Consider the following 12,132-nt stretch of genomic DNA (forward strand, 5'->3'; position numbering starts at 1 on the left):
TGACAGCATGACAGCGCAGTCACGAGTGCGGGCGGGCAGTGACAGCTCCCAGTACTCTTCCCCAGAGCTTCTCAGCGCTCACTCACGGCCGCAGCGCCAGCAGCCCGTGGTGGGGTGCCAGCGCCACACGCCGGGGCAGGGGCTCACCATCAGGCCTGCCCTGCGGACCGGGACGCACCATGCCGGGAGCCAACTCCACCTCTCCCCCCCGGTCCGGGTCAAGGACCACGGCCGCGGTCCCGCCCTCAAACTCCCGCACCCACACCCCTGCCTGGCGGTGGGGCGCCCCCACCGGCGCCCCCAGGTCGGCGTCGAGGGCCGGGAACCAAGGGGTCCGGGAGTAGTCGTCGTGCCCGGTGGCCGTGTAGGCCCCCTCCCCCGCGCCAAACACCCAGAAGGCGGCCAGGCCGTAGAGAGGGTGCGGGCAGCGCCCACCGCCCCCGTCAGGCGTGCGCACCACGGACAGCCCGGGACCGTCCAGCTCGTGGACCTGGGCCAGCGAGGTGGGCTCGTCAAAGAGCGTCGCCTCCCCCCAACCGAGCCAGCACTCGTCAAAGCCCCCGCCCCAGGAGGCGTGGTGCTCCCAGCGGCCGGGCTCACGCCGCGCCTCGGCGATGTTGGGAACCAGGATCTTGCCGACTCCCGCCAGGCCCCAGCCGACCTGCTCCACGAAGCCGTCCAGGACCCTGCGCAGGCTGGCGGCGTCCTCGACGCCCTCCAGAGGCAGGTCCAGGTCGTAGTAGTCCTCGAACACGTCATTGTCAGACATCACACCGTCAAAGGCGGTGCCAGCTATGTCCTCGCAGACCTGCTCCACCCAGCGCGCCCGGTAACCCGGTTCCCACACCCGCGCCTGGAAGTGGCCCGGGTAGCTCGACCACTCCACCAGGCTGCCGTCACGGCGCCGGGCGAGCCAGTCGCGCTGGCACAGCTCGTCGAAGGTGAGGCCAGAGGCGCAACGCTGTGGCGGCTCGAAGTCCCGGGCCGAGGACAGGCACCGGTAGGCCAGCACGGTCATGTCCGGCCGCTCCTGCTTGAGGCGCTCAGCCGCCTCCGCCTCCCAGGGCTGGAGGATGGCCACCCGGTAGTGCCGGACAGCGAAGTCCACCTCCTCACGTCCCAGAGGGTCCCCGTAGCGGACCCAGGCACCGACTCCGCTCACGAGCGCTCTCCTTTCCTCCCGGTCCTGCCTGCCCCGCCCTGACGGTACACACGGTTGTAGGCGGCATTGACCTTGTCCAGGTTGTAGGCGGCCTCGGCCCGGCCCCGCGCCGCCAGGCACAGCCGCTCGTACAGGTCCACGTCCTGGATGATCTCCTGGACCTTGTCCGCCATGAGCACCGGGTCCCCCGGCTCGATAATGGTGCCGCACGGCCCCCACACCGTCCCGTCCTCGGCGAGGATCTCGTCAGCGACCACCGAGCGCACCGCCCCGACGTCGGTGCTGACAGTGGGGATACCCGCCCCCATGGTCTCCAGCGAGACCACAGGAAGGCCCTCGTTGTAGCTGGGCAGGACAAAGAGGTCGAAGTCCGGGAGGTACTGGCGGACCTTGATCGTGCCCCGGATCGTGATGACTGACTCCAGCCCCAGCTCAACAATGCGGTTGAGGCACTTCTCGTAGTAGGAGGGGTGGTGCTCCGTAGGCCCGCAGACGTCCAGGTGGATCCTCAGCCCCCGGTCCACCATGGTCCTCACCGACTCGATCATGTCCACCAGCCCCTTGATGGGCACGACCCGGGCGATGTAGACCAGCTTCCACAGGTGGTTGTCCGCCCCCTCCTGCCTGATGGCCTGCACCGCCCTCATGCGGGCGGCGTAGGAGGCGTCGAACTCGCTGGTGACGATGCCGTTGGGGATGACCACCGCCTTGCTGGCGTCACCCCCGAGCTCGGTGGCCTCCGTGATCGCCCGCGGGTAGAGGTAGGTGGTGGCGTAGGCGTAGGGGTAGCACAGGCGGCCCATCTCCAGCCACCACGCCATCCACATGCGCTGCCTGCCGGTGACGTCAAAGGTCCGGTAGTCGTTGAGCGTGATGTCGTAGTCCAGGCGGCGGTCCAGGAGGGTGTTGACCGTGTCGCGGACGTAGAGGTTGTGCTCAGTCAGCAGGAAGGAGGTGCCGTGCTCCTTGGCCGCGTTGACACTGAGCAGAGCGGCGTACCCGGTGGTGTGGGCGTGGTAGACGGTGGCACGCGGCATGGACTCCGCCAGGACAGCGTAGGCCAGGGAGAAGAAGTCGCGCAGGCACCAGAAGATCTCGGACATGGGCATGTCCAGGTCAGGCATCCTCTCCCGGTAGGCCTCCATGAACTCCTGGGTGCCCAGGATCGCCCACACCGGGTAGCGCCGGGACCTCCCGCCCAGGCCCTCGGTGATGATCTCCCACAGCGGCTCGGTGCGCCCCTGGTTGGCCAGGGCGATGAGGGAGTCCACCAGGCGCGCCGACAGAGTGCGCCGCTGACGGCGGCTCATGCGCAGGTCACGGGGGCGCGCCCGCAGAAAGTCCTGCTGGTGCTCCTCCATGGACAGGTAGAGGACCCGGACCCAGGCGACGTTGCTCGGCATCCCGTAGAGGTCACGGCTGGGGGCGTGGGAGTCCCAGGTGATGTGGATGATCCCGAAGGTCAGCTCGGGGTTGCCGGTGATGATGTCGTGCACGACGGCGGAGACGCCCCCCTTGAGGTAGGGGTAGGTGGACTCCATGACGATGGCGACGTCCACGTCCCGGTAGAGGCCGTCCGCCGGGACGCCGTCGGGCAGCTGGGGGGCGTCGTCCCTCCCGTGCAGGAACCGCCCAGCCTCGGCAGCACCGGTGACCTCCGTGGTGCTGCTGGTGCCGCCAGCAGGAGCCTGGCCAGGAGGGGCCAGGGTCGTGGCCGGGTGGGCAGCCGTCTCCCCAGGTACCGGCTGCAGGGCGGCAGGAGGCGGCGTCGTGGCGCCGTGGGAGCCCCCCGGCCCCGCAGCCGGGGGGCGCTCTGTCGGCAGCGGGCTGTAGGGGGAGGTGATGTCGGCCGCAGTAGCGGCGACGAACCCGTAGCCGCTGGCCTCCGGCATCATTCCCGGTGCTATTGCCTGCGTCGGTGAGGCGGAGGCAGGCTGCCGCGCCGACGCAGGCTCAGGGCCTGCCGGGGTCGAGGACGTCGCTCCGGCAGCAGCGGGACGCACGTGGCGGCCAGCGTGCCGACGCCTCCCGGATGCAGGGGAGGCAGCAGCCCCCCTGCCTCCGGACTCCTGCCGAGCCTCGGGCTGGGGAGGGTCCGCACGCCCGGCAAGGGGCTTGCGGGAGGTGTCGCTGCGCGCGACAGGGTGCGCAGGAGACTCGGGACGCGCAGGTCGCTCGGTGCTCAGCCACATGCTGTCCGGGTGGCGCGCCAGGTGCCCGCCACCGGTGGCCAGTGCCTGCGCGCCCACCCCCGGCCCGTCACCGACCGAGCCGGGAGACACGTCAGCCGTCGAGGGCCGCGCTGCGGGCAACGGTGCGTAGCCACCCGCAGGAGCCGAGTAGTAGGAGGGCAGGCTCTCCAGCCGTGGCCGGTAGGACGAGGGGCTCACCAGGACATCGCCTTTCCCCAGAAGAAGGAGTACTCGGGAGAGGCCCAGCGTCGGCGGTAGACGACCAGGGCCACCAGGCACAGGACCAGGTCCACACCCGCCAGGACCTGGTAGGCACCCGTGCCACCAAGACGCAGCAGGAGGACGGCAGCCACAGCGACGTGCGCGCCAGACAGCAGCAGGGCCGCAGCCTGGTCCCCGACATGGTCGATCTCGTAGGACAGGAGCGTGAGGGCGGCGAACAGCAAGGAGGAGAAGGCGACGACAAGCACCAGCGGCACCCGGGCAGGATCCAGCAGCGCCATCACCGACACCTCCACGACCACGGCACCCATGCCCACGGCCCCGGCCCGTGCCAGGCTCGCGTCCAGCAGGTGGCGCAGCACTTTGCCCCGGGCACGCAGCCCGGTCATGTCGTCCTCGTTGAGCTGGGCCTGGAACAGCGCGATCTCTGTGTTGAGCCGGGGTGAGGTCACCGCGAAGTAGTAGCAGTAGGCGATGACGGCAGGCTGGAGGCACAGGTAGACCAGCGCGACCTCAAAGTCCTGACGCACCGCGAGGAACAGGAAGAGCTTGTCCGACCACAGCACACCGCCCAGGACCAGCCCGCGCCCCATGTCCTGGACCAGGGGCACCACGGGCACCGGGCTTGGGCGCGCCAGCTGTCTCAGGGCGGGCCCCATCGGGACGACCTGGCTGAGCGCACCCACCAGGGGCGGCAGGAACCACCACCCTGGTACGACAAGGAGGGCAGCCGCGTAGCAGAGCCACCCGAAGGCCCACAGACGCCGCCGACCCGCCACGTCAGCGACGATGAGCGACTGGACGAAGACCACGTGTAGCAGGAGGAGGACCAGGTGTGTTGCCACAGCAGCTGGCTGCCAGCGGGTCACGGCAGCCGTCATCACCACGACCGCGAGCGTAGGGACGAGCGCCCAGATGAACAGGGCGGGCCACACCGAGCAGTAGCGCCTCAGGAGAACCGCAGGGCCCCGCCCGATCGAGTCGCCCAGCAGCCGGTAGACAGGGTTGCCGGTGACCTGGCTGAGCCAGGGCACCGCCACCGACACGCTGAGGATGATGAGCTGGAGGTTGACGCCCCCCACCGAGTGCACAGATATACGACCGGCCACGACAGGGAAGACCAGGCCCAGGAGGATCGCCGGAGACATGGACAGGACCATTGTGACAGCCCAGCCTCGTCGTCCGCCGTGAGGCAGGACGCCCCACTTCAGGGCAGAGGTGGGCGGTGCCGTGACCAGACCCAGTGCTGCCCCCAGCGCGACAAGGCCAACCAGGACAGTAACGGGACGAGGCCAGCCAAGCAGAGGGAGCACAGCCGCCAGGACACAGGCCCCCACGACAACCACCGTTGCGTTGGTGGTACGCAGCAGCGGGCGCCGGAACCTGTTGATGTGTCGTGGAGCGTATCTGGACTGAGTCATAAGGCCTGTTCGTCGACGAGCGGCGAGCCCAGATACCTGGGTCGTGCCTGGGGTACACGGCCGCAGCCGTTGTCTAACTGTAACGGTCCAGAGATACCCGGGGCGGTAAGGTGGGGGGCATCGGGCCATTCTCACAACATGGCGCTCCTCCCATGGAGTTGCCGTCGCCCGCGCGAGCCCGCCGTGACAGGCCACGTCACGGGAGTCAGCCCTCTGAGAAAAACCTCACGGCTCGGGCGGGCGTCCGTCCGAGCCGTGAGTGCCCACAGCAAGCACAGGGTGCCTCAGTAGGCACCCCCGGGAGCCGGCGCGGCGCCCTCCCCACCACCCACGGGCGTCCTCGGCGCCCCCACAGGAGTACCCGCTGACCCTGCGGAGGAGGCGATCTTCTCCGCCTCACGCACGGCAGCCGCCTCACGCTCGGCCGGGGTCCAGGGCACGCCACGGAAGATGAACTCCCCGAGGATCGACTCGCCCTCGGCGTCGACCACCACCTTCTGGCCGCGCTCGATCTCCCCGAAGAGGATCTTCTCGCTCAGGGCGTCCTCAATGTCACGCTGGATGGCACGGCGCAGGGGCCGGGCACCCAGGACGGGGTCGAAGCCGCGCTCGGCCAGGAGCTCCTTGGCGGCATCGGTCAGCTCGATGGTCATCTCCTGCTCGGCCAGGCGACCCGCCAGGCGGGTGATCATGAGGTCGACGATCTGGCGGACCTCCTCCTTGGTCAGCTGCGGGAAGACGATGAGGTCATCCACGCGGTTGAGGAACTCGGGCCGGAACTGCTGCTTGAGCTCGCGGTTGACGTGGGCCTTCATCTCCTCGTAGTCCATGGCACCGGACTGGGTGGACTGGAAGCCGGTGGCCACCGACTTGCCGATGTCCTTGCTGCCCAGGTTCGTGGTCATGATGATGACGGTGTTCTTGAAGTCCACCACGCGCCCCTGGGCGTCGGTGAGGTGCCCGTCCTCCAGGATCTGCAGCAGCGAGTTGAAGATGTCGGGGTGGGCTTTCTCCACCTCGTCGAACAGCACCACGGAGAAGGGACGACGCCGCACCTTCTCGGTCAGCTGCCCGCCCTCGTCATAGCCGACGTAGCCGGGAGGCGCCCCAAAGAGGCGCGAGACGGTGTGCTTCTCGGCGAACTCAGACATGTCCAGCTGGATGAGGGCGTCCTCGTCGTCGAAGAGGAACTCCGCCAGCGCCTTGGCCAGCTCCGTCTTGCCCACGCCGGTGGGACCGGCGAAGATGAAGGAGCCGCCGGGACGCTTGGGGTCCTTCAGGCCCGCTCGGGTGCGCCGGATCGACTTGGACAGGGCCTCGATCGCCTTGTTCTGACCGACGATGCGCTTGTGCAGCTCGGCCTCCATGTTGAGGAGCTTGGCGGACTCGGCCTCGGTCAGCTTGACCACGGGGATGCCGGTGGACATGGCCAGGACCTCAGCGATGAGGTTCTCGTCGACCTCGGCGACCTGGTCCAGGTCGCCGGAGCGCCAGGCCTTCTCCCGGGAGGCGCGCTCCTCGGCCAGACGGTGCTCGTCGTCACGCAGGGACGCGGCCCGCTCGAAGTCCTGGTCGTCGATCGCCGACTCCTTCTCCCGCTTGACCTCGGCGATCTTCTCGTCGATGTCACGCAGCTCCTGGGGCGCGGTCATGCGACGGATGCGCAGGCGCGCGCCAGCCTCGTCCACCAGGTCGATAGCCTTGTCCGGCAGGAAGCGGTCGTTGATGTAGCGCTCGGAGAGCTTGGCAGCAGCCTCGATAGCGTCGTCGGTGATGACCACGCGGTGGAATGCCTCGTAACGGTCGCGCAGCCCGGTGAGGATGCCGACCGTCTCCTCAATGCTCGGCTGATCCACGGTCACCGGCTGGAAGCGACGCTCCAGAGCGGCGTCCTTCTCGATCTTGCGGTACTCCTCCAGGGTGGTGGCACCGATGGTCTGGAGCTCACCACGGGCCAGCATGGGCTTGAGGATGCTGGCGGCGTCCACGGCACCCTCGGCTGCCCCCGCCCCTACCAGGGTGTGGATCTCGTCGATGAACAGGACGATGTCCCCACGGGTACGCACCTCCTTGAGGACCTTCTTGAGCCTCTCCTCGAAATCACCACGGTAGCGCGAGCCTGCGACCAGGGAGCCCATGTCCAGGGAGTAGAGCTGCTTGTCCCGCAGCGACTCAGGGACGTCGCCGTGGACGATAGCCTGGCTCAGCCCCTCCACGACGGCCGTCTTGCCCACGCCGGGCTCCCCGATGAGGACGGGGTTGTTCTTGGTGCGGCGGGAGAGGATCTGCATGACCCGCTCCATCTCCTTGTAGCGCCCGATGACCGGGTCCAGCTTGCCCTCACGGGCCGCCGCAGTCAGGTTGCGTCCGAACTGGTCCAGGATGGCGCTTCCCGAGGGCGTGCCCTCCTTGGAGGGGCCGCCCGCGTTGACGGTCTCCTTGCCCTCGTAGCCCGACAGCATCTGCAGCACGGTCTGGCGGACGCTGGAGAGGTCCCCACCCAGGTTGGTCAGCACCTGTGCGGCGACCCCCTCCCCCTCGCGCAGCAGGCCCAGGAGCAGGTGCTCGGTGCCGATGTAGTTGTGGCCGAGCTGGAGCGCCTCGCGCATGGACAGCTCGAAGACCTTCTTGCCCCGGGGGGTGAAGGGGATGTGGCCGGTGGGAGCCGACTGCCCCTCGCCGATGATCTCCACCACCTGTGCACGCACGGCGTCCAGGGAGATGTCCATGGACTCCAGAGCCTTGGCAGCCACCCCCTCGCCCTCGTGGATGAGGCCAAGAAGGAGGTGCTCGGTGCCGATGTAGTTGTGGTTGAGCGCCCGGGCCTCGTCCTGGGCCAGGACGACGACGCGGCGGGCACGGTCGGTAAAGCGTTCAAACATCAGTGGTTCCTCCTCGGCACGTGCTCGGTGCGGCACCCTCCTGCGTCTCAGGAAGCCAGGTGGCGGAGCGCCTGGGAGCAGAGGGCGCTTGGGCACGTGCTGACAAGGCTAACCAGGACGGACAGGGGCACATGCCCCTGTTCGCGGTAGGCGTGAGGCAAGGTTGAGTCAGGGTGGCTCAGGAATACGGGATCCCGGACCAGACCTGCCGTCCGGCCTTGATAGCCGCAACACACCGGCAAAATCCAGAGAAATTCACACCCCGCCCCACCAGCCCACCTGGCGGCCGGACACGGCCGCACAACAGGCCACCCAGACAGTACACGCAATCGTCCACACGTGACCCCAACACTCGCGCACAACCGTATAAATATCCTCGACATAGTCCATGACGACGCCTAACTCCTGCATTCAACACCTATCGCCGTTAGGATGAAATCACTTCGTCACCACCGGGACCCCGAGCCCTGCCAGCCACTGCGGCTCCCCGGCCCCGATCACGCACGACAACTGCACAGCGGAAGGGCCACCCAGAAGGACCTGGCCACGAGCAGCCTCACCAGATCCACGACCTCATCAGCACCTCGACGTCCACCGGCACCACCAGCCCTACAGGCACAGCAATGCCCAGACACCCAATCAGACAAGGGAGCAACCGTGACTCAAGAGACTCAGGAGACAGTCGTCAACCAGCTGCTCATCGGTGGCCAGTGGAGAGCCGCGTCAGACGGAGGCACCCGGTCCATCCTGTGCCCGGCCGACGGGACGCAGGTGGCGCAGGCCGCTGAGGCCACCGTCGAGGACGCCCGGGCTGCCGTGGCCGCAGCCCGTCACGCCTTCGACCACGGCCCCTGGCCTGGCACCCCGTCCCCCCAACGCGCCAGGCTCCTGACCGCCCTGGCCGACAGGCTCGAGACGGAGTCAGACGCGGTGGCCCGTCTGGAGTCACTGGACACCGGCAAGCGCCATGTGGAGAGCCTTGTCGACATGGCCGACATCGTGGCCGTGTTCCGCCACTTCGCCTCCCTCGCCCAGCAAGAGGCCGGCCGGGTGGTCGACGCCGGCGTGCCCGACGTCGCCAGCCGCGTGGTCACCGAGCCCGTCGGCGTGTGCGCACTGATCACCCCGTGGAACTACCCGTTGCTCCAGACAGCCTGGAAGGTCGCGCCCGCGCTCGCGGCGGGCAACACCTTCGTCCTCAAGCCAGCGGCGCTCACACCCCAGACCGCCGTGTGGCTGTGCCGCACACTTACCGAGCTCGGCCTGCCCGACGGTGTGGCCAACCTGGTGCTGGGCTCTGGCGGGGCCGTGGGACCGGTCCTCACGCAGTCGCCTGACGTCGACCTGGTGTCCTTCACCGGCGGGCTGGAGACCGGGCGGTCGATCATGGCCTCCGCCTCCGGCACCGTCAAGCGGGTGGCACTGGAGCTGGGCGGCAAGAACCCGAACGTCGTCTTCGCCGACGCCAACCTGGACGCCGCGATCGACAACGCGCTCACGGCCGTCTTCCTCGACTCCGGCCAGGTCTGCTCGGCGGGTGCACGGCTGGTGGTTGAGGAGTCGGTCCACGACCGGGTGGTCGATGAGCTCGTCCGGCGGGCTGAGGCCATCCGCCTGGGAGGCCCCTTCGACCCTGACGCGGAGACCGGGCCGCTCATCAGCCAGGACCACCGCGACAAGGTGGAGCAGTACGTGGCCCTGGCCGTGGCCGAGGGCGCTGTCCTGCGCTGCGGCGGGCAGCGTCCCAGCGGTGCGAGGCTGGGGTCGGGCTGGTACTACCCACCGACGATCCTGGACGGCTGCACCTCCGAGATGGCCTGCGTGCACGAGGAGTCCTTCGGCCCCGTCCTCACCGTGGAGACCTTCAGCGGGTCCGCGCCCCAGGAGGCCGAGGACGCCGCAGTGGCCATCGCCAACGACACCGTCTACGGGCTCGCGGGCGCGGTGTGGACCGACAACGCCGGGCGCGCCGAGCGCGTGGCCCGGAGGCTGCGCCACGGGACGATCTGGATCAATGACTACCACCCCTACGTGCCGCAGGCCGAGTGGGGCGGCATGAAGCAGTCCGGGGTCGGCCGCGAGCTGGGAGTCGCAGGCCTGGCCGAGTACCAGGAGCACAAGCACATCTGGCACAACCTCCGGCCGGCACGGGCCGGGTGGTTCACCGACCCCTCGGCAACAGGATGACCCCCACCAGCACCTCGCGGAGGAGACGCGCAGAAAGGTCAGGCGGCAGGGTAGCCAGGCCACGAAGACCACCCCGCCACGCTGCCGCAGCGGCGTTGCGCGTCGGGCGGCAGGGCAGCCAGCCCACGAAGACCACCAGGAAGCAGAAGACCACCGAAGAAAGAGAGGCCCACGTGAAGAACCGCTACGACTATGTCATTGTCGGAGGAGGCTCAGCCGGCTCGGCCCTGGCCAACCGCCTGTCGGCAGACCCCTCCACCTCCGTCCTCGTCCTGGAGGCCGGCCGCGCCGACTTCCTCGTCGACCCCCTCGTGCACATGCCGGCCGCACTGATGTTCCCGGCTGGCAACCCCCTCTACGACTGGGCCTACGAGACGGACCCTGAGCCCCACATGGGGGGACGCCGCGTCAAGCACGCCCGGGGCAAGGTCCTCGGCGGCTCGTCGTCAATCAACGGCATGATCTTCCAGCGCGGCAACCCAGGCGACTACGACCGCTGGGCCGCCAGCCCGGGGATGGAGACGTGGGACTACGCGCACTGCCTGCCTTACTTCAAGCGCATGGAGACCCGCCAGGCCGGCGCCAACGCCTGGCGTGGAGGGGCCGGCCCGCTCCACCTGGACCGCGGGCCTGCCACCTCACCACTGTTCCAGGCCTTCTTCGAGGCGGCGGTCCAAGCCGGGTACGCGCGCACCGACGACGTCAACGGCTACCGTCAGGAGGGTTTCGCGCCCTTCGACCGCAACACCAACCACGGCTCCCGCTGGAGCGCGGCACGGGCCTACCTGCGCCCAGTCCGCTACCGCAGGAACCTTGACGTCACCACCCTCGCGTACGTGACACGGCTGACGTGGAACGGCACTCGCGTGACTGGCGTCAACTTCCGTCGGCTGGGCAGGTACCACCACGTGGAGGCTGGCGAGGTCATCCTCTGCGGCGGCGCGTTCAACAGCCCCCGGCTGCTGGAGCTGTCCGGGGTGGGTGACCCGCAGGTGCTGCGTGCCGCAGGCGTGCGGCCACACGTCGAGCTGCCGGGTGTCGGAGAGAACCTGCAGGACCACCTGGAGGTCTACCTCCAGCACGAGTGCCTCCAGCCGGTCTCGATCGCCCCGTGGCTGAGGATGTGGAAGGCACCCTACATCGGTGCCCAGTGGCTGCTCCTGGACTCGGGCGTGGGGGCCTCCAACCACTTCGAGGGAGGGGGCTTCATCCGCACCAACGACGAGGTGGCCTACCCGAACCTGCAGTTCCACTTCCTGCCCATCGCGGTGCGCTACGACGGCTCTGCCCCAGCCTCCAAGCACGGGTACCAGGTGCACATCGGGCCGATGAACTCCGACGTGCGTGGCCACATCCACATCACGAGCCCCGACGCCGGCGTGCGCCCGTCCATCCTGTTCAACTACCTGTCTACCGAGCGCGACCGCCGCGAGTGGGTCGAGGTGGTGCGTGCCGCCCGCCACATCCTGGCCCAGCCCGCCCTCGCTCCCTTCGACGCCGGGGAGATCTCCCCCGGTCCCGAGGTCTCCTCCGACGAGGAGATCCTCCGCTGGGTCGCGCAGGACGCCGAGACCGCCCTGCACCCCTCGTGCTCGGCAAAGATGGGCACCGACAACATGTCTGTCGTCGACCCCTCGTCCATGCGGGTCCACGGCACCCAGGGGCTGCGTGTCGTCGACGCCTCGGTCTTCCCGACCATCACCAACGCCAACATCTACGCGCCGGTCATGATGGTGGCGGAGAAGGCGGCCGACCTCATCACCGGCAGCACCCCGCTGGCACCCGAGCACGCCCCAGTCTTCAGGGCCGACGGCTCAATGCCGGCCTACCCGCCCGGGGACCCGCGCAACAACAGCTGGGACACCCCCACAGAGCTCCCCAGCGCCGCGCAGGCTGAGGCCCAGCACCCTGTCTTAGCCCGCCATACCGGGGGTGCCCAGTGACGGAGGCGGGCCGGAAGACAGAAAAGCCGGGAGACAGCGACAAAGACGGAGCCAACCAGACACCACGACAACCAGCCCGGGCTGCCCGGCAGACAGCCGTCCAGGACAGCCTGCCACCCGTCA

6 protein-coding genes are annotated in these 12,132 nt (G+C 68.9%); 2 read left to right on the plus strand and 4 right to left on the minus strand.

The window, feature by feature from the left end; all coding sequences use genetic code 11:
* Window positions 1-82 precede the first annotated feature (82 nt).
* The 4 genes from CWS50_RS10060 to CWS50_RS10075 form a co-directional block, all read right to left on the minus strand.
* On the minus strand, window positions 83-1,162 hold the full coding sequence (locus CWS50_RS10060) for a putative glycoside hydrolase (RefSeq protein WP_127842687.1): 1,080 nt from the start codon (window positions 1,160-1,162) through the stop codon (window positions 83-85).
* The gene (pelF, locus tag CWS50_RS10065; RefSeq protein ID WP_243118285.1) at window positions 1,159-3,552 is read right to left on the minus strand and encodes a GT4 family glycosyltransferase PelF; all 2,394 of its coding nucleotides are present in this window, start codon (window positions 3,550-3,552) and stop codon (window positions 1,159-1,161) included. Before pelF ends, CWS50_RS10060 begins: the two co-directional genes overlap by 4 nt.
* Window positions 3,549-4,997: a hypothetical protein gene (locus tag CWS50_RS10070; RefSeq protein ID WP_127842688.1), complete on the minus strand. Its 1,449-nt coding sequence runs from the start codon at window positions 4,995-4,997 to the stop codon at window positions 3,549-3,551. The genes pelF and CWS50_RS10070 overlap by 4 nt, the downstream gene beginning before the upstream one ends.
* Before the next feature lie 284 nt (window positions 4,998-5,281).
* The gene (locus tag CWS50_RS10075; protein WP_127842689.1) at window positions 5,282-7,879 is read right to left on the minus strand and encodes an ATP-dependent Clp protease ATP-binding subunit; all 2,598 of its coding nucleotides are present in this window, start codon (window positions 7,877-7,879) and stop codon (window positions 5,282-5,284) included.
* A gap of 657 nt (window positions 7,880-8,536) precedes the next feature.
* On the opposite strand from CWS50_RS10075, the gene CWS50_RS10080 reads away from it, so the two are divergent.
* Together CWS50_RS10080 and betA are read left to right on the plus strand one after the other, a co-directional pair.
* A complete protein-coding gene (locus CWS50_RS10080; protein WP_243118286.1) occupies window positions 8,537-10,066 on the plus strand; it encodes an aldehyde dehydrogenase family protein in 1,530 nt (509 codons plus the stop codon).
* A gap of 173 nt (window positions 10,067-10,239) precedes the next feature.
* The gene (gene betA / locus CWS50_RS10085; RefSeq protein WP_127842691.1) at window positions 10,240-12,009 is read left to right on the plus strand and encodes a choline dehydrogenase; all 1,770 of its coding nucleotides are present in this window, start codon (window positions 10,240-10,242) and stop codon (window positions 12,007-12,009) included.
* The last annotated feature ends 123 nt before the right edge of the window (window positions 12,010-12,132 follow it).

It is taken from the genome of Actinomyces wuliandei (genome assembly GCF_004010955.1).
GTDB lineage: Bacteria > Actinomycetota > Actinomycetes > Actinomycetales > Actinomycetaceae > Actinomyces > Actinomyces wuliandei.